The following is a 26,841-nucleotide window of genomic DNA, read 5'->3' on the forward strand; positions in this document are numbered from 1 at the left end:
CGTGGGGAATCCGAAGAAGCCGCGCGCCACACTGCGCCTGATCGCGGACGAGCTGGGCGTCCATGTCTCGACGGTGTCGCGTGTGCTGAACGGAACCACCGAACCCGGAGTACGCGCCGCGTCGGCCGCGACCACCGAACGCATCCGCGCACTGGCGGACAGTCTCGGCTACCGGCCGAACCCGCACGCCGCGAGTTTGCGCACCAACCGCAGCAACCTCATCGGCGTCCTCGTCCCCAGGCTGTCCGACTACGTGCTCGCCACCGTGTACGAGGGGATCGAGGAAGCGGCCGAGGAGGCCGGCCTGTCCACGTTCGTCACGAACTCCCTCGACGAACCGGACAATCAGTCCGCACGCACCGACATGCTCCTGGCGCGGCGAGTGGACGGACTCATCTTCGGCGATGCGCACATGGACCACCGCTTCCTCGACAGCGTCGCCGAACGGGGAACACCGTTCGTGCTCGTGTCCCGGCGTTCGGGTGAGTACCCGTCGGTGACCTGCGACGATCGAACAGGGGGCAGCCTCGCCGCCCGGCACCTCCTCGACCGTGGCCACGAACGGGTGGGCATCATCGCCGGTCTGCCGTTCGCCAGCACGACCGTCGACCGGTCCGGCGGATTCGCCGAAACCTTCGCGGCGGCAGGATGTCCCGTGCCCGAAGAGGACATCGTCTACACGGGATTCGACGCGGCAGGCGGGCGCCTCGGCGCAGTGGAACTGCTCGCCCGCGAGCCCGGCCTGACGGCGATCTTCGCGACCAACGACTTCGCGGCGATCGGTGCGTACGGCGCCCTGCGCGACGCGGGACGCGAAGTGGGCCGGGACGTCGCGGTGATCGGCTACAACGACATTCCGCTGTCCGCCGAGATCACCGTCGCCCTGACGACGATCCGGTCACCGATGCACGCAATGGGCCGGCGCAGCGTCCAGAAACTCGTCGAACTGCTGGGCGGCGCCGAGGTGACGTCCGAGCGGCTGGCTCCGGAACTCGTCGAGCGGGCGTCGACGGACTTCCGCCTGTAAGCGGCCGGAACCCGTCACGCCGGGAAGTGCTCCAGGGGACCGTGGCCGACGCTCGCACCCGTGGCGGTCCACAGGCGGGTCGGGTCGTACCAGTGGTCGCGGCCGATCAGGTCGAGGTGTCGGTCGGTGAGGCCGCGCCGGGCGCCGGCGGTCGTCGCTTCGTCGAAGGTGAGACTCGTGGCCGGCAGCCGGAGACGGCCCGCGTTCGCGAGTGCCTCCCCGAGCTCGCGGACGGTCACGGGGTCGGGGTGGCAGGCATGGAACACGTCGCCGGGGCGAGCGGGAGGCTGCGCGGCGAGGGCGGCGAGGAGCCGGGCGAGATCGTGCACTGCGATGATCGAGATCCGGGATCGTCCCTCGTCGATCCAGGCCCCCAATGCCTCGAGGATCCGGATGAGGCCGGGAACGAACCAGCGGTCGCCGGGGCCGTGGACGAAGCCGGGCCGGACGACGCAACCGCCCCGTTCGAGCACGCGGTGTTCGGCGGCGAGCCTGCTCGCGCTCAGCGTCGAGACGGGTGCGGGCGTGGTGTCGAACTCACCGATTCCGCTGTGCGGCCCGGACCCGTACACGCCGATGGTGCTGACGTAGATCACCCGGCCGATGCCGTTCCGGGCCGCGGCGGCCAACAGATTTTCGGTGCCGTCGATGTTGACGGCGGCGCAGTGCGCCGGGTCGGTCCCGGTGTAGGAGGCGGCATGGATCACGACATCGGCGCCGGTGAGTGCCGTTTCGAGGCTCGCCGGGTCGGTCAGATCCGCCCGGGCGGACACCACGTGCGGAAGGTCCGAGCGTGAAGGTGCGCGTGCGACCGCGATGCAGGGGATCCCGGCCGACGCCAGTGCCGTCACGGTGGCCGATCCGACGAAGCCCGTGGCTCCCACCACCGCGACACGGACCGGCGTGGAACGTGTTCGACCGCGGTCGGTCGCGGTCGACGCTGGTACCGTCTCTCCGGGCAATGGGCGCGTAGTCCGTGCTTTCATCGTCATCGTTCTTCTCTCGTGCGGCAGGGAAAGGTGTGAACGTGGTTCAGCAGGCGCGTGCTGCGGCGACCCGACAGCAGATCGTCCGCGGGGCGGCGGAGATGTTCGAGAAGTCGGGGTTCGAAGGAGCCAGACTCGGCAACATCGTCGAGAACGCCGGAATCACGAAGGGGGCCTTGTACTTCCATTTCCGCTCGAAAGAGGATCTGGCGCGATTCATCATCGGTGAGCAACACCGGATCTCCATCGCGTCGGTCGAGGCGATCGGCCGCGAGCAGGTGTCGGCGATCGAGCAGATCGTGATGCTCTGTCACGAGATGGCCCGGCAGATCGTGAACGACCCGATCGTGCGGGCCGGTATCCGCATCACCCTCGAACTCAGTGCCGACGACCAGGGTCCCGCCGATCCCTATCTCGACTGGATCAACAGTTGCGAGATGCTCGCCACGCGGGCCGTCGAGCAGGGAGATCTCCTCCCTGACATCGACCCGCCGAGGTTGGCGCGGTTCGTCATCGGCGCCTTCACCGGCGTCCAGACCGTCTCCCAGGTGTTGACACAGCGCACGGACCTCGAACAACGTGTCGACGACATGTGGGGTTTCCTGCTCCCCGGGATCATGCCCGCGACCCGGCATCAGGACATCGCCCGGATCCGCCGGGCCCGCTGGACACCCGACGACGCCGACTAGCGCGCGCATGCGCTCACCGCGGTAGGCGCCAGCGCCGCGGTCCCTCGCACGACCGCCACTCCGCTCTGTACCAACGATCCGCGGATCGACAGCGCGCCGTCGTCCACCACGTCCAGCCGGATCGTGGCCCGCTCGTCGAGTTCGGCGAAACGGTGGAACGTGGCGCCCAGCGAAACGAGGTGCGCTTCCGGCATGCCGAGCCGGGCGCAGGCGGCCTGCCGGAATACCTCGAGCATCAGCATCCCGGGAATGTGATCACACGGATGGTCGAACAGCACGGGGTGCGCGTCGTCGATCCGCAACTCCCACTCGTTCTCGGAACACCGGGGACCCAGGACGACGTGCGCGTCGTCGACGTGACCGACCAGCCCCGCCGGGGCGGGTGCGGGACACCACGGCGCCCCGATCGACCGCGGTCCGTGCTCACCCCACCGGGCCCGCGAGTACGCCGCCGGCGGAAACACTGCTGCATGACCCGTCGCTGTGCCCACGTCCTGTCCGTCGAGCCGGAACCGCAGGTCCACGCGGAAGGCGGACAGCGCCCCACCGCGGTACACGTGCTCGGACACAGCGACCTCGACGATCACGTCGGCTGCCGCCGCGCCCACCTCGAGCGCGCCGGGCACCGCCTGGACCCGGAGGTGCTGCATGACGAACCGGTTCGGCAGCGGAACGGAGAAGCGGGTATGCCCCAGGTAGATCGCGGTCTGCCGGAGCGTTTCCGCCAGCAGCATCGTGTCGTAGCGCCCACCCCGGGCGCGGTAGAAGCCGTGCAGGCGGGGCCACTGCGCGGCGACCACGAACCGATCCGGCCCCGGTAGAGACACACAGTCGGTGAGGAAGACCTCGGCCACGGATTGGCGATGGACGTACCTGCGCGGCACGGTCCGCTCGAACGACATCGGAGGAAGCGCATCGGGCATCGGACGGGAAACTCGCGCCACAACCCCATCTCCCCACAGAACCGGTCGGCCCGATGCCGCGGACCGCCGAACTATAGAACACAGACCGCGCGGTCTGTGATGTGGGGGAGTGCGTCGTTACCGGCCCTTCAAGCTTCCGATCCGAAGCGATCCCGCGCTGCTGTCCTCGTCGAGTTCCTCCTCGACCTCCCGGACGTACTCCTGCGGATCTTTGTCCGAGGTGTCCACATCCTTCGTCGAACGGTGAACGAGGAAGTATTCGGCGAAACGCCGCCCGAGCGACTCGCGAAGATCCCCCGATGCGCTCCGGAAGTCAGCCAGGCCCTCGCGTTCCTCCTCGGCCATGTGCTCGTCGTTGGCCCGGCGCGTCCGGTCGACTTCCGCCCACCACTCCTCGGAGAGGATGGGGTATCCCGCCGCGGCTCGGACGCCGTCGCGGATGTCGTTGTGGTCCCCGATCGCGTCGAGGGTTTCCTCCTCGGCGTCCTCCTCGCCGACGCGGAGAAGCTGGGGATAGAAGATTTCCTCTTCGGCTGCCGCGTGCAGATCCAGGCGTTTCGCCAACGGTGTCCACACCGCCTCGACGGCAGTGATATCCACCCGGCGGCGAGCCTTCAATTCGTCCAGTGCGGCGAACTGTCGTCGGAACCACTCGTGGTCGTCGAAGATCAACTCGATGATGTCAGGCATGATTCGATCCTTCGTTGCATCTCTTCCTCGGGCAAGGAATTCAGAATCAGGCGGCTTCGCCGCCCGTGCGCCTTTTTGGTAGGCGTTTTCAACCAAAAAGGCGCACGGGTGCGGAGCGCCTATCGTTCCCCGGTCGCGGCTTTGAGATGCGCGGCAGAGGCGGCTTTGAGATGGGTGAGGTCGGACGCGACCGTCGCGAACGTGTATCCCTCCGCGAGTCGGCGAGCCGCCACCGCACCGTCGGGGGTGTGGATGCCCGCCGCGATGCCTGCTGCCGCGGCAGCCTCACGGACGCGGACCAGGGCCGCCTCGAACTCGTCGTCCACGCTCGGGTCATTCGGGTGCGCACCGCCCACGGCGAGGCGCAGATCGGACGGCCCGACGTAGACCCCGTCGAGTCCGGGGACGGCGCAGATCTCTTCCACGTTCGCCAGTCCCTGCGGTGTCTCGATCATCACGACGACGACCGTGTCGCGGTTGGCGTCCGCCGGGTTCGGGCCGATCCGCAGTTGGGAGCGCATCGGCCCGTACGAGCGAACGCCGGCAGGCGGGTATGTCGCGGCCGCAACGGCCCGGGCAGCTTCCTCGGCGGTGTTCACCAGCGGAACGATCACGCCCGCCGCGCCGGCGTCGAGTGCCCGGCCGATCGGTGTCGGATCGTTCGACTCGACCCGGATCATGCCGACCGTGGAGCCTGAGGCATCGATGGCGGTGAGTCCCGCGACCATGCCGGAGTATCCGATCAGGCCGTGCTGGAGGTCGAGGGCGATGTAATCCCAGCCGACGTGGGCGAGCCATTCCGTCGACACCGGGCTGTCGATCACGGACCAATAGCCGACGGTCCGTTCCCGGCCGCGGAATCGGGCGGCGAATTCCTGGGCGCTCATGAGGGCGTTCTCCTAGCGGTTGTAGTGGGGCATGGGTCCGCGCAGGGCGCTGCCCACTTCGTCGCACGCGTCGATCAGTTCGTCGTCGAGTGTGCCCTTCGCGACGGCGGCGATGTTCGACTGCAGGTGTGCCACCTTGGATCCACCGAGGAGGATCGGGCCCGCCGCCGGCTTGGACACGAGCCAGCGCAGAGCCAGTTCGGTGAGCGGGATCCCGGCCTTGTCGGCGATCACGGACAACTGCGTGATCGCATCGAAGATCGCGGTGTTCCAGTACCGCTCCTTGTACATCTGCGCCAATCGTGAATCACCGAAGCGTCCATCGGCAGGCTGGGCGTCGAATGAGTGACGCCCGGTGAGGAGACCGCCGCCGAGTGGGTTGTAGACCATTGTGACCAGTCCGGTGACCGCGGCGAATTCGACGTACTCCTCCTCGATCCGGCGGGCCAGCAGGTTGTACAACTGCTGGGCCACGATCGGGCGGGGTGCGCCGACGGCGTCGGCCGTGTGGTTCAGTTCCGCGATCTGCCAGGCCGCGAAGTTGGAGACACCGAGGGCGCGGATCTTGCCCTCCGACACGAGATCGGCGACGGTGGAGAGAGTGTCGGCGAGGGGTGTGGCCCGGTCGGGCTGATGGAGATAGAACAGGTCGACGTAGTCGGTGTCCAGTCTCTTCAGGCTCGCCTCGACGCTCGCCCGGAGGCCCGCGGGAGACAGCGGAGAGTTGTCGCCCGCGTCGGGGTGCGGCATTCCCGCTTTGGTGGCGAGGGTTATCCGGTCGCGACGCGTGCCCAGCAGTCGGGCGAGGATGCGTTCGGACTCTCCGCCGGCGTAGCCGTTGGCGGTGTCGACATGGGTGATGCCGGCGTCGAGCGCGGCGTCGACCATTGCGGCGGCACCGTCGAAGTCGACGGTGTCGCCGAAGGTCATCGTGCCGAGAACGAGTGAGGTCAGGTCGAGTTCGGGCATCAAGCTACTCCTCGGGATACGGTTCGGGGAACCTCGGTTGCGCCGGGTGGGCGCGAGACGATGTGACGGGGTTTGATCCCGACCATGGTGGTGGGATCGAGCGCGGCGGCGCGGAGGGCCTGGGTGTACGGCTCGGCGGGACGTTCGAGAACATCGGTGGTGGAACCGCTTTCGACCACCCGTCCGCGCGACATGACGATCACGGTGTCGCTGATCTCGCGGACGACGCCGAGGTTGTGGGAAATGAAGACGTAGGTCAGGCCGGTGTCGTGCTGGATCTCGCGGAGGAGGTCGAGCCCCTGAGCCTGCACCGACACGTCGAGCGCGCTGGTGGCCTCGTCGCACACGAGGAGTTCCGGTCCGCTCGCCAGAGCCCGGGCGATACCGATGCGTTGCCGCTGACCGCCGGAGAACTCGGCGGGTCGACGGTGGAGCGCCGTGGTGGGCAGGCCGACCTGATCGATCAGCGCCGCCGCCCTGCGCGCTCGCTCGGACTTGCTCCGGACGCCTTGGAGGCGGAGCGGCTCGCCGACGATGTCGACGGCGGTCAAGTGCGGGTCCAGCGATCCGTACGGGTCCTGGAAGACCATCTGCACGCGGGACCGGAAGGGACGCAGCGCCTTCTCCGACAATTGCGCGATGTCGGCACCGTCCACGAGGATGCGGCCGGACGTGGGCGTGAGGAGCCGGACGATCGCCTTCGCGATGGTCGATTTCCCGCACCCGGACTCGCCGACGACGGCGAGCGTCGCCCCCTTGTCCACCGCGAAGCTGACGGTGTCGACCGCGCGGAACACACCGTCGGGGACCGGGTATTCGACGACGAGATCTTCGACGGACAGCAGCGGTGCGCTCATGTCGATGCTCCTACGGTCGTGGTGTAGTCGCCGAGCCGCGGCACGGCGTCGAGCAGCTTCTTGGTGTAGGCGCTGCGAGGATGGAGGACGAGGTCTTCGGCCCCGCCGTTCTCGACGAACCGGCCGTCCTTCATGACGTAGATGCGGTCCGACATCAACCGGGCGACGCCGAGGTCGTGGGTGATGACGAGCAGTCCGACGCCCGTGCGCTCCTGCAGTTCGAGCAGCAGGTCGAGAATGCTCGCCTGCACGGTCACGTCGAGGGCGCTGGTGGGTTCGTCGGCGACGATCAGTTCGGGACCCGACGCGAGCGAGCAGGCGATCAGTACACGCTGCAGCATGCCGCCGGACAGCTGGTGGGGGTACTTCCCGAGTTGTCCCGCCGGATTCTGGATCCGTACCTGCTCGAGCAGTTCCACGGCCCGCGCGGTTTCCTTCGCCTTTCCGGTGATGCCGCTGTGGCGCACCGCCTCCCGCAGCTGGGACCCGATGGTGTGCACCGGGCTCAGTGCCGTCATCGGATCCTGCGGGATCAGGGCGATGTGCCGTCCCCGGACCTTCGCGAGAGCCTTCTTCTGTCCGAGGATGTCGCAGTCCTTGAACCGGACCGCGCCCGAGAGGACGGCGAGGTCGTCGGGCAGCAGACCGAGGATGCCCATCGCGGTGGTCGATTTACCTGACCCCGACTCACCGATGATGGTCACGGTTTCGCCGGCGTCGATGCAGAAGGACACGCCGTCGACTGCGCGGATGACGCCCCGGGCGGTGATGAGTTCGATCTGCAGTTCGTCGACTCTGAGGAGATTCCCCATGTCAGACCTCTTCCTTCCGCCACGAGAGTCGGTGCAGGAGCCCGCGTCGCTTCCCGGGCGACCGAGCCGGGCGGTCGCGGAGCCCGTCGCCGAGCAGGTTCACGCCGATCACGAGCAGCACGATGACGAGGCCGGGGAGGGTCACGAGCCACCACGAGGTGGTGATGTAGTCCTGGCCGTCGGAGATGATCCGGCCCCAGGTGGCGAAGGGGCGTTGCGGTCCGGCGCCGAGGTAGCTCAGTGCGCTCTCGAGGAGGACGGCCTGCGCGAGCAGCAGCAGGACGACGAGGGATGCCTGCTTGATGATGTTGGGGATCACGTGGCGCAACAGGATGGCGGTGCGTCCGAGTCCGAGTACCCGGGAGGCAGCCACGTACGGCTTCTCGCGTTCGACGAGGACGAGTGAGCGGGTCAGCCGCGCGATCTCCGGCCACTGGGCGATCGCGATGACGAACGTGATGACCGGGATCGACGGGCCGAACAGGGCGACGACGAGCAGCAGCATCATGAGGAGCGGCAGCGACAGCTGGGCCTCGAGCAGCCTGCTCACGACCGTGTCCGTCCAGCCGCCGAGGTAGCCGGCGAGTGCGCCGAGGCACAGGCCGATCAGTCCGGAGACGACGACCGCGAGAATTCCGATCGTCAGCGACACCTGTCCGCCGTAGAGGACGCGGGAGAGGAGGTCCCGGCCGAGCTGGTCGGTCCCGAAGAGGTGACCGTCCGTCAGCGGTGGCAGGCGGCGCTGGGCGAGGTCGGTGGCGTCCGGGGAGGGCAGGGGAAGTAGTTGCGCCAGTGCGACGGGCATGATGACGGCGAGTGCGCAGACGGTGCCCACCCAGATCTTCACGCGGCTGTCGCGGGCGCGCCGGGTGGCACCGGCCCGGGCGATGTCCCGGGTGGTCACGGCGCTCGGCCGCTCCTGTGCCGGGGGATCGATGACGGTGGTCATTTCGTCGTTCCCTTTCCGAGTCGGACGCGCGGGTCGAGGAGCGGATAGCAGAGGTCGACGAGGAGCTGGACGAGGACGGCGAGAACCGCGGTCACCAGGACGGTGGCCTGGATGAGGGGGTAGTCCCTCGTCTCGAGTGCACGCACGACCAGCGATCCCACGCCGGGCCACGCGAAGACGACCTCGACCACGACGACGCCGTTGAGCATCGAGGCGAACCGGGTACCGAGAGCGGTCAGCACCGGGATCGCGGAATTCCGCAGGGCGTACCGCCAGATGAGTTCGCGCTCCGGGACGCCCCGCGAGCGGGCCACGGTCATGTACGGCGAGGAGAACGCGCCGACCATCTCGCGGCGGACCATGCGGGAGATCAGGGCGATCTGCAGCACGGCCACGGTCACGGTGGGCAGCACCAGGCTGGACCAGGTCGTGAATCCGGCCGCGGGAAAGATCGGGATCAGCACCGCGAACACGGTGATGAGCATCAGTCCGGTCCAGAAGTCGGGCATGGACTGACCGGCGATCGTGACGACGTTGGCGCCGAGTTCGCGCCTCGTGTCGGCGCGGCGCGCCATCCACACTCCGAGCGGGATGGCCACCAGTGTGGTGAGCACGATCGCCGCGACGGACAGGGTGATCGTGTACGGCAGGCGAGCGAGGACGACGTCGAAGGCGGGTGCCTGGAACGAGTACGAGGTGCCGAGATCGAGGTGGAGGAGGCCGCGGAGATACAGCAGGTACTGGGTGAACACGGACTGGTCGAGGCCCATGTCCGCCCTGATGCGGGCGAGGTCCTCGGTGCTGGCCAGCGGCCCGGCCATCGAGTAGGCGGGGTCGCCGGGCGCCATCCGGATGAGGACGAACACGGTGGTCAGTGTCAGGAAGACGGCCAGCGCGCTCTGTGCGAGGCGTTTTGCGACGTAGCGGGGCATGGCCGCCGTCAGCACCCTCGGGACACGGGAGGTCGGGGTCCGGCGGGGAGCCGGTGATGCCGAGCCGGTGGGCTGGGCTGCAAATGCCGTGTCGGCGGCGTGCTGCGTCATGAGGTCACCGGCCGTTCGGTGTCTGCGTGAGGGGTCATCGTCGACCTTTCGATAACGCCGGCGATGGAGGTGTCGACACCGCGGCGTGTCGGGTACAGCAGCTTCGTTTGTAACTCAGCTCACAATCGCACTAATGCGCGTTGTGCGCAAGTATTGCCGTCATCTTGCGCATCTCAAGCAACTTTGAGTAGAGTTCGGATGTGCCGGCGATCACATCGTCTGGTGGGCAACCACCTCGCGCCGTGCCTGATCGCTGCGCCCCATACCCATAGTCCCGAGAGGTCGATGATGACCAATTCTCTTTTCGAACAGCGCTTTTCGAGGAGAACGCTGCTCAGGTCGGGTCTCCTGCTCGGAGCCGGCCTCACATTCGGATCCGCGGCGGGATGCGCGACGCCGACCGGAACGCCCGGACCGAAGACCGTGAGCCTGGCCCTCAACCGCTCGCTCGTGAGCCTCGACAACAAGCTGAACCAGTTCGATGCCGCGCTGACGGTGCAGCGGGGAGTGCGGCAGGCCCTCACCGAGATCGACCGGGACCTGCGCCCCCAGCTGGTGCTGGCCGACCGGTTCGAACTCGTCGCACCCACCCAGTGGTTCGTGCACCTGCGTCCCGGCATCCGGTATTCGGACGGCACCCCGGTGCAGGTTCAGGACGTCGCGACAGCCCTGCAGATGTACAGCCAGGTCGACGGCTCCTTCGTCGGGGGGTTCTTCCCCGAGTGGCCCACGGTCGAGCAGATCGACGACACCAGCTTCACCCTGAACACCCAGCGACCTGTCCCGGTCCTCGACTACCTCATGTCGAACATCCTCATCACCCCGGCGGCCGCGAACGTGCCGGAGGAACTGCAGTCCGGCGTGGGATCCGGACCGTACGTCGTGACGGAGAGCGACCGCGGCACCGGAAACTACACCCTGGTGCGCAACGAGAACTACTGGGGAACACCGGCACAGATCGAATCGGTGCGCGTCCGTTTCGTTCCGGACGAGTCGAACCGTGTCGTGACGTTGCGGAGTGGCGAGGTCGACGTGATCGACTCCATCACCCCCGATGCGGCCGACCAGCTCGCCGGGCTGTCGGGTGTCGCGATCGATCGGATCGACGGCGTCCGGCTCAATCAGCTCTTCTTCAATTTCCGGAAACCCCAGGGGCACCCGCTGGCCGACGCGCGGGTGCGCAGGGCGCTGACGTATGCGATCGACGGGCGGGCCCTCGTCGACCAGGTTCTGCAGGGCTCCGCCACCCAGTCGCGCGGCGTCATTCCCCTCACTCTCGACGGTGCCGTCGAGACCGGTGAGTACAGCTACGACCCGGCCCGCGCCCGCGGCGAACTCGACGCTCTCGGAATCCGGGATCTGGAGTTGAAGATCATTTGGGAGACAGGCGAGTTCGCGGCCGACACCGACATCATGGAGTCGGTGCTGCAGATGCTGTCCGCGGTCGGCGTGCGAACCACTCTCCAGCAGTTCGAACCCGGTGGCGACATCTCGCAGTGGCGGCAGGGCAAGGTCGGCGACTGGGACGTGCTGGGCAACGGCTTCCCGAGCCCGACCGGTCTGGCCCTCACCATCATGCAGGGCATGTACGCCGGCACCGCGGAGAAGGAAGCGACCCGGGATACCTACCACGGGTACATCTTTCCCGAGATCACCCGGACCATCACCCAGGCCTCGGAGGAGGCCGACGCCGTCCGGCGCGCCGAACTCCTCGCGGACGCGCAGCGCCAGATCTGGGACACGTGCCCGTGCCTGTGGGCGTTCGTTCCGAAAGCGGTTCTCGCGCGCCGCTCGCGGATCGACGGTGTCGCGCTGCGCCCCACGAACTCCTACGACCTGAGCGCTGCGGCGCTGCACACGTCGACGTGACCGCCGCACCGACAGCTCGCCCCATCCTCTCGACGCACAGGAGACGCAGATGACCACACCGAGTCCCGCAACCGATACCCGATCCACCGACGGCGTGGTCCGTGACGTCGAGGCGGGTCGACGCGACGCTCTGCTTCCCGCACCGCAGGTGCAGAACCACGCGGCGAATCTCACCGTCCTGCCGGACGGATCCCTCGGTTGCGTGTGGTTCGCGGGCACCCAGGAGGGCGTGCCGGACATCAGCGTCTGGTTCTCCCGGCTCGCCCCGGATGCGGACGCATGGTCGGAGCCGGTGCAGCTGTCCGGCGATCCGACGAGGTCGGAACAGAATCCTGTTCTCCACGTGACGAATACGGAAACCGTGTGGTTGATGTGGACCTCCCAGCACGCCGGCAACCAGGACACCGCACGGGTGATGCGGCGCATCTCCGCCGACGGTGGCCGAACGTGGGGCGAGGCGCACACGCTGCTGCCGGAGACGGACGCCGGCGGTGTGTTCGTGCGACAGCCGGTGGTCGCACTCCCGACCGGGCGGCTTCTGCTCCCCGTGTTCCACTGTGTCCGCATCGAGGGCCGCAAGTGGGTGGGCGATCGCGACTACAGCAGCGTGATGATCTCCGACGATCAGGGCAACTCCTGGCGTGAGGTGACTGTGCCGGGCAGCGTCGGCTGCGTGCACATGAACATCGGCCGCCTCGCCGACGGCACCCTCGTGGCCCTCTATCGCAGCCGCTGGGCGGACTCGATCTACCGCAGCGTCTCGACGGACGACGGTGACACCTGGACCGAGCCGGAGGCCACCGAGCTTCCCAACAACAACTCGTCCATCCAGTTCGTCGTGCTTCCGGGCGACCGTCTCGCCCTGGTGTTCAACGAGTCCAGCGCGGCGAACGCCACCGCGCGGCGGACGTCCCTGTACGACGAGATCGACGACGACGGTCTCGCCGACGGGGTGCCCGAGCAGGCGGACACGGAGCTCGAGCCGCTCGACGACGGTGACAGTCGCAGCGCGTTCTGGGGTGCGCCCCGCGCCCCGATGACGCTGGCGATGTCGGAGGACGGGGGCCGGACGTGGCCGGTTCGCCGCGACATCGAGATCGGCGACGGGTACTGCCTGTCCAACAATTCTCGTGACGGGCTGAACCGCGAGTACTCGTACCCCAGCATCACCGCCGGGAACGACGGCCGCCTGCACGTCGCGTTCACCCGGTTCCGGCAGGCGATCGAGTACGTCGAGCTCGATCAGGCCTGGGTCGCCGAGGGGAGCCGGTCGTGACGCACGGCGACTCGAAGCGTGCGGTCGTGACCGGGGTGAGCTCCGGCATCGGCGCCGCCACAGCCCGCCGGCTTCTGGACGACGGATGGTCGGTCACCGGATTCAGCCGGCGCGACCCCGGCATCGACGACGACCGATTCTCCTGGACGGCCGTCGATCTCGGCGACCTCGACGCACTCTCGGAGCACGCCGCCGCGGCCGGTTCGGTGGACGCCGTCGTGCACGCCGCCGGCCTGCAATCCTCAGCACCTCTCGGGAAACTGCAGGTCGACGACGGCCTGAAGATGTGGCGGATTCACGTCGCAGCCGCGGAGGTTCTCGTCAATGCACTCGCTCCGTCGATGCGCAACGGCGGCCGGGTGGTCCTGGTCGGCAGCCGCACGATGTCCGGAGCGGCGGGCAAGAGTCAGTACGTCGCCACCAAGTCGGCACTCGTGGGAATGTCGCGGTCCTGGGCTGCGGAGTTGGTGGACCGGGCGATCACTGTCAACGTGGTTGCCCCCGGTCCGACGGACACCCCGATGCTGAACGATCCGGCTCGCACGTCGACGCCTCCGCGGGTCCCGCCGCTCGGTCGCTTCATCGCCCCCGACGAGGTGGCGGGACTGATCGGATTCCTCCTGGGACCGTACGGCGGGAGCATCACGGGTCAGGCGATCGTGCAGTGCGCGGGAGCGTCCCTGTGAAGAATCTGCGCGTAACGCGCACAACTGCTACCATGAACTGCACGAAACACGCAGATTCTCGGGCGAAGGTGGCATCATGAGACCGAAATCGATCGGATCCGTTCCGGCCGTCGCGGTCTTCGCCGACGACCTGTCCGGTGCGGCGGAAGTGGCCAGCGCGTTCCTCGATCGGAGTGCGCCCGTATCGCTCCTTCTCGGCGCCGCCGAAACGCATGAACCGGGCGGAGTCGTCATCGCCGATCTCGATACGCGGTCGATGAGCCCGGAGGACGCGGCACGCGCGGTTCGACACGCGCTCGCCCGAGTTCCGTCAGACGCGCTCGTGGTGAAGAAGATCGACTCCCTCCTCCGCGGAAACATCGGGCCCGAGGTGGGGATCCTCGCCGAAACCGGTCCGGTGGTCGTCGCGGCAGGCCTGCCGGCGCTCGGCCGGACCGTTCGCCACGGCGTCGTGCACGTCGGAGCGACGCCGCTCCACCGGGCCGGGGTGTGGTCGGCGGAATCCACGCCGCCGCCGGAGTCGATAGCCGAACTCTTTCCGGGCACTCCCACGCAGTGCGTGCACCGGGGTCCCGGTGTCGAACGGTCGCTCGCCCGCGCGGTGTCCGCCGGCGCCATCGCGATATGCGACGTCGGGACCGACGAGGATCTCGACTCGATCATCCACGCCTGCCGGGCAATCCCCGGAGTGCGACTGGTCGGGACTTCCGCCCTCGCGGCGGCGGTGGCACGCACGCTGCCGCTCCGGCACGTCCCCACCACGGCGGCCAAGCGGGCGGAATCCCTCCTGATCGTCGTCGGGACCGCAGAACCCGTTGCCGTGCAACAGGTTGCGTCGCTGGTCGCCGACGGCGTACGGCACGTGCCGGTCGACGCGACGCAACTTCTCCGCGGCGATGTGGACACGACACCACTGCGGCACGTTCTCGACGACGGTCCTGCGGTCGTGACGGTCTCCGGCGACGTGGAGCCGTCGAATGCCCGGGCGTTGTCGGCGGCGCTCGGACGGCTGGTCGCAGCCCTGCCGAACGACCGCCGAGCCGACCTCGTGCTCACCGGCGGTGAGACGGCCCGCGCCGTCGTCGACGCACTGGGGATCACGTCGCTTCGGCCGGTCCACGAAGTGCACCACGGCGCCGTCGCCTCCCTGGCGTCCGACGGACGGCGAGTCGTCACGAGGCCCGGCAGCTTCGGCGACGCGACCAGTCTCTCCGCGATCGCGGCCTACCTGCGCGGCGCTCAGTCGCCCACCCACACCCCCACACAGCGAGGACCTCACATGACAGCGTCAACTGATACCGCGAACCTTCCCGTCGTCGCCGTCACCATGGGCGACGGCGCCGGAATCGGCCCCGAGGTGATCGTTCCCGCCTTGCTGGACGAGGCCACCCGGTCCTGGTGCACACCGGTCGTCATCGGCGACGCGAAGCGGCTTCGTCTCGCGGCGAGTGTGCTCGGCATCGACGTCGACATCGTGACCGTCGAGTCGGTCGCGGACGCGCAGTCGGTACCCGGGCGCGTCAACGTCATCGATCTCGACCTCCTTCCCGACGACCTGCCGTGGGGCGAACTGTCCTCGGTCGCCGGTCACGCGGCCTACGAGTACATCCGCGTCGCCAGCGAACTCGCGGTACGCGGGGAGGTGCAGGCGATCTGCACGGCCCCGCTCAACAAGGAGGCGCTGCACGCCGCCGGCCACATCTTCCCGGGGCACACGGAACTTCTCGCGCACCTCACCGGCACCGAGGAGGTGTCCATGATGCTGTCGACGCCCAAGCTGAAGGTGATCCACGTGACCACCCACATCGGCCTGCTCGACGCCGTCGCGAAGATCGAACCCGGGCTCGTCGAGCGGACGATCCGGCGTGGGCACGACGCGCTGGTGCGCTCCGGCATCCCGGAGCCGAAAATCGGGGTGTGCGGCATCAACCCGCACGCCGGCGAGCACGGGCTGTTCGGCTACGGGGAAGAGGAGCAGAAGATCATTCCCGCGGTCGAGGTGCTGAAGGCGGACGGTATCGACGTCCACGGACCCTTGCCTGCGGATACCGCGTTCTTCCTCGCGGGGCGCGGCGACTACGACCTCATCGTGGCGATGTACCACGACCAGGGGCACGGGCCGGTGAAGGTCCTCGGCATCGAGGCGGGGGTCAACATCACGGTGGGACTGCCCGTCATCCGGACGTCCGTCGACCACGGCACCGCCTTCGACATCGCAGGCAAGGGTATTGCGGAGGCCGGTAGTATGGTCGAAGCTCTTCGTCAGGCTGCCGAATTGGCAACCAGCACAGCGGTTGTGAAGTAGGGGGACGAAACATGGCGGTTCGCGAGTCGGAAGCACGCCGATCCGAGATCGTGCGACTGGCCCGGTCGAGCGGGTTGGCCAGCGTCGACGACCTGTCGGCGCAGTTCGGTGTCACCGCCTCCACCATCCGGCGGGACCTGAGCCAGCTCACGTCCCAGGGTCTGATCGCCCGAACCTACGGTGGCGCGATCGCGCTCGACCCCCAGCAGGAATCGTCACTCCGCCAGCGCGCTCTCGAGGGATTCGACGCGAAGCGCGCGATCGCGGAATGGGCCGCGAGCCAGGTCCGGCCAGGCGAGACCATCCTGCTCGACGCCGGCACCACCGTGGGTGCGATGGGGGAGTTTCTGCGCGAGATCGACGACATCACCGTCATCGCGGCCGGTCTGACCGCCCTCGAATCGCTGGCCGACGCGGACTCCGTGCGGGTCGAGTGCATCGGCGGCACACTCCGCCACCTCAGTCAGGGGTTCGTCGGACCGTTGGCCGAGGCCACGCTCCAACGCGTCACGTTCGATCGCGCGTTTCTCGGCGCGGACGCCGTCACCGCGGATCTGGGGATCTGTGAGGCAGAGCTGGAGCAGACGCGCCTCAAGGAGATCATGATCGCCCGCGCCGACGAGGTGTACGTGCTCGCGCATGCGGCGAAGCTCGGGCAGCGCCCGTTCCATGCGTGGGCGCCGATCCCTCCGGGAACCACGATCGTCACCGACGACTCGGCCGACACCGGGGAGACCGCGTCTTTCGAAGCCGCGGGGATGCGCGTGGTGCGCGTCTGACGAAGGGCGACGGGGACTTACCGCTTGTCCTTCTTCGCTTGACGTCGTGCGCCTGCGGCGATGGTGGATGCTTCGAACTTCTTGCGGCCGGATGATTTCCGGGTGGCGTCGACGCGTGCCTTGCCGGACGAGCCGACCTTGCCGTTGCTGTCGCCGAGTTCGCTGAAGGACGGGGAGTCGCTGCGGGCGCGGGCGAGGCGTTCGCCCTTCAGTTCGCGGGCGCTCGCGCGGGCCGCCGACGCGAGCTGGCTGCTCACCCTGCTGAGTGCCGCCTCGAAGACTTCTGCCTTCTCCGAGTTTCGTATGTTGGCCGATTTACCGGCGCCGCGCGCGCCCTTGTCCGCGACCTTCGCTGCGCCTTCCTGGCGGTACAGCTTGACGTGCTTGTTGCGGGCACGGCGGATGCGAGTGTGCAGTTTGATCAGCTTGTCCTCGTCCAAGTCGGCCATCTGCGCCTTCTTGGTCTCGCGGATCAGCACGAACTCTTCTTCGGACAACGAGTTCAGGATCTTCTTCATGTCGGCTCCGATCCGGCCACAGGCCGTGAGTTGTAGTCATGGTAGCTGGGAAACGTTCGTGTCGGTCCGTTTTCGTGAGGTCGGGGTCGCTTGCCGAAGCAGGCGCTGATTGGTCTGTGCAAGTTGCCATTCCGTCTGCCTGCGCAACCGCTCCACCCGATCCGGGTCGAGACGGTCGCACACGAAATCCCAGTGCACCGCCACCCGGTCACCCACGGTGAGATCGGCGACGAATGCACCCTCGGGCACGCGGTAGTCGGCCGGGTCGTCCTGCTCGGCCCCGAGCGACAGCTGGGTGCCGTCCCACGACAGGCGGCGGGACCGGACGACGGCACGGTCGTGATCGACGCCGACGACCTCACCCCAGCGGATGCGGCACGAGTCGAGAACCTGCAGCGGCTGCGGCATTCCGGTGTCCAGCAGCCGCGACCACGGATACACGCCGAACACGTGAAAGTTGTGGGTGGGCGCCGCCTCCCCGAGCAGGTCCTCGGTCAGGTGCTTCCAGTAGTGGCCGGCCTGCGACGCGAGGCGGGCGAGCAGTGCCGCGCCGAACTCGGCGCGGTCGATGCGGTCGGAGAGTTCGTCCGAGGTCCAGTAGGCTCGAACGACGTTCTCGTCCAAGGGGTCCGGTATTCCGGCGAGCTGGGCGATCACCTCCTGGTACGGCCAGGCGCCGCTGAACTGCTTCGCCAACGCCGCCACGTCGGTGTCCGGTGCCGCACCGCACGCGACCGCCTGCAGTCGCTCCGAACCGGGAGGACCGCAGTAGCCCAGGGCATTCGGGGCGTGCGCATACTGCGCGAACACGCGATGCCCGGACGGCATCCTGTGTTCGCGCGGCATCACCGGTCAGCCTCGCTGACCCAGCAATTGCGCCGTCTCGCGGTGGAGCCGGCCGAAGTTGTAGTACGCGGCGCACGCGCCCTCGGGGGAGACCATGCACGTGCCGATCGGTGTCTCCGGTGTGCAGGCCGTCCCGAAGACCTTGCATTCCCACGGTTTGATGACGCCTTTGAGAACCTCACCGCACTGGCAGGCCTTCGGATCCGCCACCCGCACACCCGGCATCGAGAACTTCTCCTCGGCGTCGAACTCGGCGTAGTTGCGGTGGACCTTGAGCGCGCTGTGCGAGATGAAACCGAGCCCGCGCCACTCGAAGTGCGGTCGCAGTTCGAACGTCTCGGCCATCAGCTTCAGCGCCTGCACGTTGCCCTCCGCGCGGACCACCCGCTTGTACTGGTTCTCGATCTCGCAGCGACCCTCACGGATCTGCTGGAGCAGCATGTGCACCGACGCGAGGATGTCGAGCGGCTCGAAGCCCGCGACCACCATCGGTTTGCCGTACACCTCGTTCACGAACCGGTACGGGCGCAACCCCACCACGGTGGACACGTGGCCAGGGCCGAGGAAACCCGACAACCGCAGGTCGGGGGACTCGAGGATCGCCTTGATCGGCGGAACGATCGTGACGTGATTGCAGAACACGCTGAAGTTCGTGACGCCCAGCGCCCGCGCGCGCACCAGCGTCACCGCGGTCGACGGGGCCGTGGTCTCGAACCCGACGGCGAAGAACACCACCTGGCGGTCGGGGTTGTCGAGCGCCACCTTCAGCGCGTCCAGCGGCGAATACACGAAGCGGACATCCGCGCCGCGGGCCTTGGCCTCGATGAGATTGCCCTTGGAGCCGGGCACCCGCATCATGTCGCCGAACGTCGTGAAGATGACGCCGGGCTGTTCGGCCAGCCACATGGCGTCGTCGACGCGGCCCATCGGGATGACGCACACCGGACATCCCGGTCCGTGCACCAGTTCGACCGATTCCGGCAGGAGATGCTCGATGCCGTGCCGGTAGATGGTGTGGGTGTGGCCGCCGCACACCTCCATGAATTTGAACTCGTCGCCACGGGCCAGTTCGGTGATGGATTTGACCAGGGCGCGTGCCGCCGCCGGGTCCCGGAATTCGTCGACGAACTTCATCCCTGTTACCTCGTTCTTGCTGTAGTCACGCGATTTCGGACGAGTTGAACGCGTCGATCTCGTTCACGTAGTCGGCGCCCATCTTCTGCACCTGATCCAACGTCAGCTGCGCCTCGATCTCGTCGATCTTCGCCATCGCGAAACCGACGTGCACGAGCACCCAGTCACCGACGACGAGACCTTCTTCGGCGAGCAGTCGCACACTGATCGTTCTCTGGACGCCGTTCACGTCCACCTTGGCCAGATGCTGTTCGGCGTCGACGATGTCGACCACCTGACCGGGTATCCCCAGACACATCGTGGTTCTCCTTCTCGGGCTGTTCTTCAGCAGATTCGGGGGAGCGGGTCGCCGACGAGCATGTCGACGATCCGGCTGCCGCCGAACGAGGTTCGCAGTGCGACGATGCCCGGCGGTTCGGCCAGGATTTCGCCCACCACGGTGGCATCGGCTCCCCGCGGGTGGGATCGCATCGCCGCGACGGCCGCATCCGCCTCGTCCGCCGCGACGATCGCGACGAACTTCCCCTCGTTCGCGACGTACAGCGGGTCGATGCCGAGCATGTCGCAGGCGCCCAGCACCTGCGGCTCGATGGGCAGGGACTGCTCGTCCACGATCACGGCGAGCTGGCAGGCGTGAGCGAGTTCGTTGCACACGGTGCCGACGCCGCCGCGGGTGGCATCCCGCATCCACCGGGTCGACGGTGCCGCTTCCAGCAGCTTCTCCACCAGCGAGTTCACCGGGGCCGTGTCGGAGGCGATGTCGGCCTCGATGGCCAGGTCACCGCGGGCGAGCATGACCGCCATGCCGTGTTCGCCGATGGTGCCCGACAACAGCACCTTGTCGCCGGCACGCACGAGATCCGCCGACAGCCGCCTGCCCTCCGGGATGACACCGACACCGGCGGTGGAGATGTAGACGCCGTCGGCGGCGCCCTTGCCGACGACCTTGGTGTCGCCGGTGACGATCTGCACGCCGGACAGGACGGCCGCCTCGCTCATGTCGGCGACGATCTCCCGCAGTTCGGCGATCGGGAAACCCTCCTCGATGACGAACGCCGCCGACAACCACCGCGGCCGCGCACCGGACACGGCGAGATCGTTGACGGTCCCGTGCACCGCGAGATGCCCGATGGAACCGCCGGGAAAACGCAGCGGCTGCACCACGTACGAGTCGGTCGAGAACGCGAGCCGCTCACCCGACGGCATGGTGAGGGCGGCCGCGTCACCGAGTTGCTCGAGTTCCTCGTTGCGGAACGCCTCGACGAACACCGCGTCGACGAGGGCCGCCGACGACTTCCCGCCCGCACCGTGAGCGAGTGTCACCACCTCGTCCAGCAGCCGCGGCCGGCGTTGCCGGAACTTGTCGATCCGCTCGAGGACCCGGTCTTCCCGTTCCGCCGAGGTTGCCGGTTCGGTGGTGCTCATGAAGCCTCCACGGAGTTGGGAGCGGGCCGCGTCATGTGTTCCTGGGCCACCGACCACAGCCGGTACCCGAGCATCGCGTGGCTCTCCTGGATCCGGTGGATGCTCTGCGAGTGGACGGTGTAGCAGAAGTCGAGTTCGCCGGCGGACGCCATCGCCGCCATCCGGCCGCCCTCGTGCCCGGCGAACCCGATGGTCAGCAACCCCCGCTGCTTCGCCTCGGTGAGTGCGGTCATCAGATCGTCGGAGTTGCCCGACGTCGAGAGTGCGATCGCGACGTCGCGGTCCCGGGCGTGCGCGATGATCTGCCGCTTGAAGATCAGATCGAAGCCGACGTCGTTGCCGAGCGCCGTCACCACGGCCTGATCGGCGGCGAGCGACCACGCCGCCACCGGGCGTCCGCGGGCGGGACGGCTGAACAGCGATGCCAGGGTGGCGGCGTCGGTGGAGCTGCCACCGTTGCCGAACGTGTAGAGCCGGCCGCCGCGACGGAACCTGTCGGCCATGTCGATGCCGGCAGCGATCAGGCCGTCGCCGTACTCGTCGAGGGACTCCTTCTGCAGGCGAGCGCTCTCGGCGGCCTTCCCCCGCGCGGAGGCGGCGAGGTCGTCGAGGAGGCTCTGGGCGTCGGTTTCCTCCGAGTCGATGAACGGGTAGAGGAAGCTGGTGCTCTCCGAGTCGTGTGTCGTCATCGGTTCGCCTCCTGACCGGCGTCGTCGAGTCGCGTGATCGCGGCACCCGCGTGCACCAGGACGAGGTCGTTGGGCTGGACGTCGCCGAGGACGCTGACGTCCACCCACTCCTCGCCCGCGGCGGTGCGGACCAGGGCAGGTCCGAGCGGTTCGGCCGGCTCGATCACCACCTCACCGAGACGCCCCTCGTCGCTGCACGTGACGCAGACCGTCTCGTCGCACTCCTCGGCGTCGGGCTTCAGCAGTCCCGAGTGCTCGAAGCAGACGTGGGTGAGTTCCCACAGCAGGTGATACATGAGGACGAACCGCCCGGTGGCCGGCACCATCGGATCCTCCGAGTCGACCCAGAGGATGTGGTTCGCCGCACCGGCCGGAGGCCGGGGGCCTGCCCCGATCCACAGCGTCATCGCGCCCCACGCCGGTGCGCGGCGCATCGCGTCGACCACGGAGGGCTCGTTCGCCGACGCCACGGCCAGCAGGATGTCGCCGGGCCTGCTCGCCACCCGGGCCTGCGCCACCGGATCGGGTTCGACGAGTGCCACCGACGGCAGCGCCCGTTTGCCCATGATCACGGGATGCACGAATTCGACGGCGACGTGATGGGCGTGCGGTTCCCACTGGGGTGAGATCACCCAGAGCGTCGCGCCGTCATGGAATCTGCGGGCGAGTGACAACGCTGCGGCGGCGAGATCCGCAGACAGGTCCGTGTCGACAAGGTGCCCGCCCGCCTCTGCGGTGGTGGTCATTCACTAGCTCCCGTCCCGGACCGGCCGGTCGGGGGCTGCCGACGTCACGGTCCGCGCATGGTTGCCGCGGCACCGATCACCGCCTGGCCGAGGGAGAGTCCTCCGTCGTTGGGAGGCACCCGGTGGTGGGTGAGGACTCGATAACCGCTGCTCTCCCAGTGTGCTCTCACCAGTGCGAGGAATAAACGGTTTTGAAAGACTCCTCCGGTGAGTCCGATCGTCGACGCGCCGGTCGCAGTGACGGCCCGGTCGACGAGGCCGGCGGTGGCGGCGGCGAGGGCATGGTGGAAGCCCAGGGCGAGCGCAGCGGGCGGGGTCCCGTCGCGGAGTCCGGCGACCAGTCCGGACACCAGAAGAGGCAGCCTGAGCTGGTCGTTCTCCACGTCCATGGCCAGGGGAGCCGGGTGGAGGGCGGTCCGGGCGAGGGCCTCGAGTTCGATGGCCGCCTGCGCCTCGTAGGTGACCCGGTGCCGGACCCCGAGCAGCGACGCGACGCCGTCGAACAGGCGGCCCGCGCTCGTCGTCCTGACGCAACCGAGACCCGACTGCAGTTGCGACTCCACGGCCGCGCGTTCCGAAGTGGGGATCGCCTCCACGCACGGCAACCCGCCGACGTCGGTGATCCCGCACTCGTGCAGCAGAGCCAGCGCCACCCGCACCGGATTCCGGACGGCGGCGTCACCGCCCGGCAGTGAGAAGGGCTGGATGTGCCCCACCCGCCTCGTGTCGAGGATGTTCGGGCCGACGAGGAGGAGTTCGCCGCCCCACACGGTGGTGTCGCAGCCGTACCCGGTCCCGTCGAACGCGACACCGAGCACCGTCGTCCCGACCAGTCCGTGCTCGGCCATCAGCGACGCGACGTGCGCGTGGTGGTGCTGCACGGTGAGCAGGGGGACGCCGGTCCTGTCGCTGTAGCGCCGGGCCCAGTGGTGCGTCGAATATCCGGGGTGCCGGTCGGCGACCACCGCCTCCGGGGTGATGCCGTGCAGATGCGTCAACTGCCGCACCGACGTCTCGAAGGCGCGCTGACTCTCCAGGCTGCCCATGTCGCCGAGGTGCGCCGAGCAGAACGCGTAGTCCTGCCGGGTCAGGCAGAAGGTGTTCTTGATCTCCGCGCCCACCGCGAGGATCTCCGGGCCGTGCGCGGGGAGCACGACGGGCAGCGGTGCGAATCCGCGCGAGCGGCGGATCGGCAGCACCGCCCCGGCCTCGACCGCGAGCACGGAATCCTCGCAGGGCACCGCGATGCGGCGGTCGTGCATCAGGAACACGTCGGCGATGTCCGTCAGTCGAGTGCGGGCGTCGTCGTTGTCGAAACAGAGGGGCTCGCCGCTCAGGTTGCCGGACGTCATGACCAGCACCCGCGGAGGGTCGACGTCGCTGCCGGGGGTCCGGGTGAACAGGAGATGGTGCAGCGGGGTGTAGGGGAGCATCACGCCGAGGTCGTCGATCCCGGGCGCGATGCCGTCGGCAACCGACGCTGTGCTCTTCTTGTGCAGCAACAGGATCGGCCGGGCCGCGTGTCGCAGCAGGGCGCTCTCGGGCTCGGAGATCTCGCACAACTCGGCGGCGGCGGACAGGTCCGCGGTCATGACCGCGAACGGCTTGTCCGGGCGGTGCTTGCGCGCCCGCAGAGTCTCGACGGCGGTGGGGTCGGCGGCATCGCAGACGAGATGGAATCCGCCGAGGCCCTTGACCGCCACGATCCGGCCGTCCCGCAACGCCCCCTGCGCCGCGGTGAGGACGGCGTCGTCCCCGTCGATCCGGTGCCCGTCGACCTCGGCGAACACGTGCGGACCGCAGTCGGGGCAGCACACCGGCTGGGCATGGAACCGTCGATCCGCGGGGTCGCGGTACTCGGCGAGGCACTTCGCACACAGCGGGAACTCGGCCATCGTGGTGTTGGGCCGGTCGTAGGGGAGGTCGGTGATCACCGTGAACCGCGGCCCGCAGTTGGTGCAGTTGACGAACGGGTGGCGAAACCGCCGATCGTGCGGATCAGCCAGTTCGCGAAGACAATCCGCGCACGTCGCCACGTCCGGCGACACCAGCGTCCGCGCGCCGGGGACGTGCCTGCTGTCGATGATCCGGAACGACTCGTCGCCGCGCACCGGCACGGGCTGAGTGGTCGCGTCGACGATCACGGCCATCGGCGGCGCGTCCGTGCGCAACCGGCGCACGAACTCGGACACCGACGCCGACTTGCCCTCTATCTCGATGAACACGCTGACGTCGTCGTTGCCGCAGTGGCCGTGCAGTCCCAGGTCGTCGGCCAGTCGCGCGACGAACGGGCGGAAGCCGACCCCCTGCACGACCCCGTGGACCGTGATGCGCGATCGTTCGACCGTCATCCTCGGATGATTCCCCCGTCGAGGTGCGGGGCGCAAGGGCCCTCCCGTGCACGTCCGGCGGCACAGCCGCACCCTTTCTCGGTTCGCGCACTCGAAATTGCGCCTGGAATTCGTGCGCGGGAACCGAAAAGGGGTGCGCCTGCCGGATCACTCGCCGTCGACGGAGCGTGCGCCGGTGACGGCGTCGATCAGCCCGTAGTCGCGCGCCTCGTCGGCGGTGAGGATCCGGTGGTCCCGCATGTCGCCGATCACCGTGTCGACGGGACGCCCGCAGGAGTCGGCGATCCGCTGCTGCAGCCTTCGGAGTTGCTGCTCGTGGTGTTCGGCGGCGATGGCGACGTCCGACGCCGGACCGGTGCAGGACGCCTGCGGTTCGCGGAGGTGGAACGTGGCGTGCGACGCCGACGTCCGGCGGTCGGCGGGCGCAAGGAGGGCGATCGCCATTCCCCGGACGTCGCCGCGGCAGTGGACGTGCAGCGGGACGCCCATCAGATCGAGGGTGTCGAGGAGGGTGGCGGCCGCGTCGATGTCGGCGTCGACGCCGTGCAGCCACAGCTGGACCTCCCCGTCGTCCGAGGCGTCGAGCAGTGCCAGCGACGCCGCCGCGCGGTTGGTGGCCTCGGCGTCGAGCCTGCCGGTCAGCGACACGATCCGTTTGTCGAACAGGCGCTCGGCCAGCCAGTCGGGACCGGGAGTGGGAGCGGGCACGGACGTGACGGGCATCGGGGCAGGCGGCTGCCGGGGGTCCGGCTGCCAGGGGGTGTGAAACGGCGGGACCGGTGGTGGGGTGGGTGGTGGCCAGATCATGGTGATGACTCCCGGTGCGCTGAGATCGTCCAGTCGACCGTCCGGCCCACGGCCTCCGCGTACCGTTCGAGCGTCGACAGGCGGGGGTCGACGTCGCCGCGTTCGAGCCGTGCCACGGCCGATTGTGACGTGCCCATGTGGGCGGCGATCTCCGTCTGCGTCAGGCCGCGCTCGCGGCGAGTGGTGACGAGCTCGTCCAGCAGCGCTCGACGCCGATCGGACAGGTGCTCCAGTCCGGGAAAAGACGTGCGTCGAGGGGTGGTCGACATACCATCGATGGTATCTCGAAAACGGTATATACGGAGGGGTGCTCATGGCGAAGGTTCGTGCCGCCGTCATCGGCGGCGGCATCATCGGTCTGGCGGTCGCCCGGGAACTCCTGCACCGGATGGACGTCGTCGAGGTGACGCTGTTCGAAAAGGAGACCCGGGTCGCGGCCCACCAGACCGGACACAACAGCGGCGTCGTCCACGCCGGCCTGTACTACCCGCCGGGCAGCCTCAAAGCTCGCCTGTGCCGCCGTGGTGTCACCCTCCTGCAGCAGTACGCGGAGAACAAGGGTGTGGCCTATGAGGAATGCGGCAAAGTGGTGGTCGCCCACGACTCGTCCGAAGTGGCGCGGATGGACGCCATCTTCGACAGAGCGGTGGCCAACGGCGTCCCCGGCATCCGCAAGGTCCCTGGGGAGGGGATCCCCGAGATCGAACCGCACGCACGCGGAGTCGCCGCCGTGCACTCGCCGCACACCGCGATCATCGACTACGTGGCGGTCGCGGAGGCTCTCGCCGCGGACATCGCCGCCGCGGGGGGACGCGTCCTGCTCGGCCGGGAGGTCGTGGGCCTGGACAGCCGGACCGCGGAAACGGTGGTCGCCACCCGGCAGGGCAGCGAGGTCTTCGACCTGGTGGTCACGTGCGCGGGACTGCAGTCCGATCGGGTGGCACTGATGTCGGGTGAACCGCGATCGCCTCGGGTGGTGCCCTTCTTCGGCGACTACTTCCTGCTCGAGCCCGAGCGGTCCTCGCTCGTGAAGGGGCTGATCTACCCGGTTCCGGACCCGCGGTACCCGTTCCTCGGCGTCCACCTCACCAAAAGGATCGACGGGCGAATCATGCTCGGACCGAACGCCTTTCTCTCCTTCGGTCGGGAGGCGTACGACCGTCGGGGGTGGTCGGCGTCGGACGTCATGTCGGCGGTCGGGTTTCCCGGATTCTGGCGGTTCGCCGTGCACAACACCGCGGCGGCGGTCCGCGAGGCCCGCACCGTCCTCAGCACGGGCCAGTTCGTGAAGGAGGCGCAGAAGTACGTGCCCGACGTGCGCCGCTCCGACGTCACCCGCGGACCCCGGGGCATCCGCGCTCAGGCGATGAACGCCGACGGCAGCCTCGAGGACGACTTCGTCATCACCGGGTCGGGACGCGTCGTTCACGTCCGGAACGCGCCCTCACCGGGTGCGACGTCGTCCCTCGCCATCGCCGAACACGTCGTGACGGAAGTTCTGGCCCGCGCGACCACGTGACACGGCTTCGCCCAATGTCACACTGGTGCAGTCGAAGTAGACCGATGTGACATTGGGCG

Annotated in this window: 27 protein-coding genes; 8 read left to right on the plus strand and 19 right to left on the minus strand. The window is 68.5% G+C overall.

All coding sequences use genetic code 11. The features are described 5' to 3' along the window. Position 1: 1 nt before the first annotated feature. Entirely contained in the window at positions 2-1,027 is a 1,026-nt protein-coding gene (locus AZG88_RS10920) for a LacI family DNA-binding transcriptional regulator (RefSeq protein ID WP_005244662.1), read from the plus strand. Between the two features lie 14 nt (positions 1,028-1,041). Here the strand turns inward: AZG88_RS10920 and AZG88_RS10925 are convergent, their stop codons facing one another. Next, positions 1,042-2,019 (minus strand): NAD-dependent epimerase/dehydratase family protein, encoded by a 978-nt coding sequence (locus tag AZG88_RS10925; protein WP_061697684.1) that lies wholly within the window; start codon positions 2,017-2,019, stop codon positions 1,042-1,044. A 35-nt stretch (positions 2,020-2,054) separates the two neighbouring features. On the opposite strand from AZG88_RS10925, the gene AZG88_RS10930 reads away from it, so the two are divergent. Beyond that, a complete protein-coding gene (locus AZG88_RS10930; protein WP_005244660.1) occupies positions 2,055-2,702 on the plus strand; it encodes a ScbR family autoregulator-binding transcription factor in 648 nt (215 codons plus the stop codon). Here AZG88_RS10930 and AZG88_RS10935 read toward each other — a convergent pair. The 8 genes from AZG88_RS10935 to AZG88_RS10970 form a co-directional block, all read right to left on the minus strand. Beyond that, positions 2,699-3,646, minus strand: a complete 948-nt coding sequence (locus tag AZG88_RS10935) for a ScbA/BarX family gamma-butyrolactone biosynthesis protein (RefSeq protein ID WP_082833279.1) — start codon at positions 3,644-3,646, stop codon at positions 2,699-2,701. The two genes, AZG88_RS10930 and AZG88_RS10935, sit on opposite strands and share 4 nt — an antisense overlap. A gap of 96 nt (positions 3,647-3,742) precedes the next feature. Then, on the minus strand, positions 3,743-4,315 hold the full coding sequence (locus AZG88_RS10940; protein WP_061697686.1) for a hemerythrin domain-containing protein: 573 nt from the start codon (positions 4,313-4,315) through the stop codon (positions 3,743-3,745). A 119-nt stretch (positions 4,316-4,434) separates the two neighbouring features. Continuing rightward, a complete protein-coding gene (locus AZG88_RS10945; protein WP_061697687.1) occupies positions 4,435-5,202 on the minus strand; it encodes an HpcH/HpaI aldolase family protein in 768 nt (255 codons plus the stop codon). Positions 5,203-5,214: 12 nt separating this feature from the next. Continuing rightward, positions 5,215-6,171 carry an aldo/keto reductase gene (locus AZG88_RS10950; RefSeq protein WP_061697688.1) on the minus strand — a complete coding sequence of 319 codons (957 nt, stop codon included), beginning with the start codon at positions 6,169-6,171 and terminating at the stop codon, positions 5,215-5,217. Beyond that, positions 6,171-7,028 carry an ATP-binding cassette domain-containing protein gene (locus tag AZG88_RS10955; protein WP_061697689.1) on the minus strand — a complete coding sequence of 286 codons (858 nt, stop codon included), beginning with the start codon at positions 7,026-7,028 and terminating at the stop codon, positions 6,171-6,173. The genes AZG88_RS10950 and AZG88_RS10955 overlap by 1 nt, the downstream gene beginning before the upstream one ends. After that, positions 7,025-7,840, minus strand: a complete 816-nt coding sequence (locus AZG88_RS10960; protein ID WP_005244654.1) for an ABC transporter ATP-binding protein — start codon at positions 7,838-7,840, stop codon at positions 7,025-7,027. The genes AZG88_RS10955 and AZG88_RS10960 overlap by 4 nt, the downstream gene beginning before the upstream one ends. A gap of 1 nt (position 7,841) precedes the next feature. Next, positions 7,842-8,789, minus strand: coding sequence for an ABC transporter permease (locus AZG88_RS10965; protein ID WP_061697690.1), 948 nt, complete (start codon positions 8,787-8,789; stop codon positions 7,842-7,844). After that, positions 8,786-9,832 (minus strand): ABC transporter permease, encoded by a 1,047-nt coding sequence (locus AZG88_RS10970; protein WP_231913930.1) that lies wholly within the window; start codon positions 9,830-9,832, stop codon positions 8,786-8,788. Before AZG88_RS10970 ends, AZG88_RS10965 begins: the two co-directional genes overlap by 4 nt. A gap of 288 nt (positions 9,833-10,120) precedes the next feature. Here AZG88_RS10970 and AZG88_RS10975 point away from each other — a divergent pair, with 288 nt between their 5' ends. The 5 genes from AZG88_RS10975 to AZG88_RS10995 all read left to right on the plus strand — a co-directional run bounded on the left by AZG88_RS10975 (position 10,121) and on the right by AZG88_RS10995 (position 16,747). Continuing rightward, entirely contained in the window at positions 10,121-11,701 is a 1,581-nt protein-coding gene (locus tag AZG88_RS10975) for an ABC transporter substrate-binding protein (RefSeq protein WP_061042384.1), read from the plus strand. Between the two features lie 49 nt (positions 11,702-11,750). Then, positions 11,751-12,977, plus strand: a complete 1,227-nt coding sequence (locus tag AZG88_RS10980) for a sialidase family protein (protein WP_061697691.1) — start codon at positions 11,751-11,753, stop codon at positions 12,975-12,977. After that, on the plus strand, positions 12,974-13,663 hold the full coding sequence (locus AZG88_RS10985) for an SDR family NAD(P)-dependent oxidoreductase (protein WP_061697692.1): 690 nt from the start codon (positions 12,974-12,976) through the stop codon (positions 13,661-13,663). The genes AZG88_RS10980 and AZG88_RS10985 overlap by 4 nt, the downstream gene beginning before the upstream one ends. A gap of 76 nt (positions 13,664-13,739) precedes the next feature. Continuing rightward, the gene (gene pdxA, locus AZG88_RS10990) at positions 13,740-15,968 is read left to right on the plus strand and encodes a 4-hydroxythreonine-4-phosphate dehydrogenase PdxA (protein WP_061697693.1); all 2,229 of its coding nucleotides are present in this window, start codon (positions 13,740-13,742) and stop codon (positions 15,966-15,968) included. 11 nt (positions 15,969-15,979) lie between these two features. After that, entirely contained in the window at positions 15,980-16,747 is a 768-nt protein-coding gene (locus tag AZG88_RS10995; RefSeq protein WP_005244647.1) for a DeoR/GlpR family DNA-binding transcription regulator, read from the plus strand. 17 nt (positions 16,748-16,764) lie between these two features. On the opposite strand, the gene AZG88_RS11000 is transcribed toward AZG88_RS10995, so the two are convergent. The 10 genes from AZG88_RS11000 to AZG88_RS11045 form a co-directional block, all read right to left on the minus strand. After that, positions 16,765-17,265, minus strand: coding sequence for a hypothetical protein (locus AZG88_RS11000; protein WP_061697694.1), 501 nt, complete (start codon positions 17,263-17,265; stop codon positions 16,765-16,767). 36 nt (positions 17,266-17,301) lie between these two features. Beyond that, on the minus strand, positions 17,302-18,093 hold the full coding sequence (locus AZG88_RS11005) for a DUF6390 family protein (RefSeq protein WP_061697695.1): 792 nt from the start codon (positions 18,091-18,093) through the stop codon (positions 17,302-17,304). 24 nt (positions 18,094-18,117) lie between these two features. Beyond that, complete coding sequence (gene hypD / locus AZG88_RS11010) at positions 18,118-19,245, minus strand: hydrogenase formation protein HypD (protein ID WP_061697696.1); 1,128 nt, start codon at positions 19,243-19,245, stop codon at positions 18,118-18,120. Between the two features lie 25 nt (positions 19,246-19,270). Next, entirely contained in the window at positions 19,271-19,543 is a 273-nt protein-coding gene (locus AZG88_RS11015; protein ID WP_005244643.1) for a HypC/HybG/HupF family hydrogenase formation chaperone, read from the minus strand. A gap of 26 nt (positions 19,544-19,569) precedes the next feature. Beyond that, positions 19,570-20,670, minus strand: a complete 1,101-nt coding sequence (gene hypE, locus AZG88_RS11020) for a hydrogenase expression/formation protein HypE (protein ID WP_005244642.1) — start codon at positions 20,668-20,670, stop codon at positions 19,570-19,572. Next, positions 20,667-21,359 (minus strand): D-sedoheptulose-7-phosphate isomerase, encoded by a 693-nt coding sequence (locus AZG88_RS11025; protein WP_005258645.1) that lies wholly within the window; start codon positions 21,357-21,359, stop codon positions 20,667-20,669. Before AZG88_RS11025 ends, hypE begins: the two co-directional genes overlap by 4 nt. Beyond that, positions 21,356-22,105, minus strand: coding sequence for a HypC/HybG/HupF family hydrogenase formation chaperone (locus tag AZG88_RS11030; RefSeq protein WP_061697697.1), 750 nt, complete (start codon positions 22,103-22,105; stop codon positions 21,356-21,358). Before AZG88_RS11030 ends, AZG88_RS11025 begins: the two co-directional genes overlap by 4 nt. 44 nt (positions 22,106-22,149) lie before the next feature. Further along, positions 22,150-24,456 carry a carbamoyltransferase HypF gene (gene hypF / locus AZG88_RS11035; protein ID WP_061697698.1) on the minus strand — a complete coding sequence of 769 codons (2,307 nt, stop codon included), beginning with the start codon at positions 24,454-24,456 and terminating at the stop codon, positions 22,150-22,152. Between the two features lie 147 nt (positions 24,457-24,603). After that, positions 24,604-25,179 (minus strand): ATP-dependent Clp protease proteolytic subunit, encoded by a 576-nt coding sequence (locus tag AZG88_RS11040; protein WP_061042300.1) that lies wholly within the window; start codon positions 25,177-25,179, stop codon positions 24,604-24,606. An 80-nt stretch (positions 25,180-25,259) separates the two neighbouring features. Next, positions 25,260-25,532, minus strand: coding sequence for a helix-turn-helix domain-containing protein (locus AZG88_RS11045; RefSeq protein ID WP_061042299.1), 273 nt, complete (start codon positions 25,530-25,532; stop codon positions 25,260-25,262). A 44-nt stretch (positions 25,533-25,576) separates the two neighbouring features. Between AZG88_RS11045 and lhgO the strand changes: the two genes are divergently transcribed. Beyond that, entirely contained in the window at positions 25,577-26,782 is a 1,206-nt protein-coding gene (gene lhgO / locus AZG88_RS11050; protein WP_061042298.1) for an L-2-hydroxyglutarate oxidase, read from the plus strand. Positions 26,783-26,841 lie beyond the last annotated feature (59 nt).

Source organism: Rhodococcus sp. LB1 (assembly GCF_001583455.1).
GTDB classification, from domain to species: Bacteria; Actinomycetota; Actinomycetes; order Mycobacteriales; family Mycobacteriaceae; genus Rhodococcus_F; species Rhodococcus_F opacus.

Coding starts and splice junctions, on each gene's coding strand:
- hypF (WP_061697698.1), bottom strand. CDS start 24,456: ATGACGGTCGAACGATCGCGCATCACGGTCCACGGGGTCGTGCAGGGG.
- AZG88_RS10950 (WP_061697688.1), bottom strand. CDS start 6,171: ATGCCCGAACTCGACCTGACCTCACTCGTTCTCGGCACGATGACCTTC.
- AZG88_RS10960 (WP_005244654.1), bottom strand. CDS start 7,840: ATGGGGAATCTCCTCAGAGTCGACGAACTGCAGATCGAACTCATCACC.
- AZG88_RS10955 (WP_061697689.1), bottom strand. CDS start 7,028: ATGAGCGCACCGCTGCTGTCCGTCGAAGATCTCGTCGTCGAATACCCG.
- AZG88_RS10995 (WP_005244647.1), top strand. CDS start 15,980: ATGGCGGTTCGCGAGTCGGAAGCACGCCGATCCGAGATCGTGCGACTG.
- AZG88_RS11000 (WP_061697694.1), bottom strand. CDS start 17,265: ATGAAGAAGATCCTGAACTCGTTGTCCGAAGAAGAGTTCGTGCTGATC.
- AZG88_RS10945 (WP_061697687.1), bottom strand. CDS start 5,202: ATGAGCGCCCAGGAATTCGCCGCCCGATTCCGCGGCCGGGAACGGACC.
- AZG88_RS11045 (WP_061042299.1), bottom strand. CDS start 25,532: ATGTCGACCACCCCTCGACGCACGTCTTTTCCCGGACTGGAGCACCTG.
- AZG88_RS10925 (WP_061697684.1), bottom strand. CDS start 2,019: ATGACGATGAAAGCACGGACTACGCGCCCATTGCCCGGAGAGACGGTA.
- AZG88_RS10970 (WP_231913930.1), bottom strand. CDS start 9,832: ATGACGCAGCACGCCGCCGACACGGCATTTGCAGCCCAGCCCACCGGC.
- AZG88_RS10975 (WP_061042384.1), top strand. CDS start 10,121: ATGACCAATTCTCTTTTCGAACAGCGCTTTTCGAGGAGAACGCTGCTC.
- AZG88_RS10980 (WP_061697691.1), top strand. CDS start 11,751: ATGACCACACCGAGTCCCGCAACCGATACCCGATCCACCGACGGCGTG.
- pdxA (WP_061697693.1), top strand. CDS start 13,740: ATGAGACCGAAATCGATCGGATCCGTTCCGGCCGTCGCGGTCTTCGCC.
- AZG88_RS11015 (WP_005244643.1), bottom strand. CDS start 19,543: ATGTGTCTGGGGATACCCGGTCAGGTGGTCGACATCGTCGACGCCGAA.
- AZG88_RS11005 (WP_061697695.1), bottom strand. CDS start 18,093: ATGCCGTCCGGGCATCGCGTGTTCGCGCAGTATGCGCACGCCCCGAAT.
- hypD (WP_061697696.1), bottom strand. CDS start 19,245: ATGAAGTTCGTCGACGAATTCCGGGACCCGGCGGCGGCACGCGCCCTG.
- lhgO (WP_061042298.1), top strand. CDS start 25,577: ATGGCGAAGGTTCGTGCCGCCGTCATCGGCGGCGGCATCATCGGTCTG.
- AZG88_RS11040 (WP_061042300.1), bottom strand. CDS start 25,179: ATGCCCGTCACGTCCGTGCCCGCTCCCACTCCCGGTCCCGACTGGCTG.
- AZG88_RS10940 (WP_061697686.1), bottom strand. CDS start 4,315: ATGCCTGACATCATCGAGTTGATCTTCGACGACCACGAGTGGTTCCGA.
- hypE (WP_005244642.1), bottom strand. CDS start 20,670: ATGAGCACCACCGAACCGGCAACCTCGGCGGAACGGGAAGACCGGGTC.
- AZG88_RS10965 (WP_061697690.1), bottom strand. CDS start 8,789: ATGACCACCGTCATCGATCCCCCGGCACAGGAGCGGCCGAGCGCCGTG.
- AZG88_RS11025 (WP_005258645.1), bottom strand. CDS start 21,359: ATGACGACACACGACTCGGAGAGCACCAGCTTCCTCTACCCGTTCATC.
- AZG88_RS11030 (WP_061697697.1), bottom strand. CDS start 22,105: ATGACCACCACCGCAGAGGCGGGCGGGCACCTTGTCGACACGGACCTG.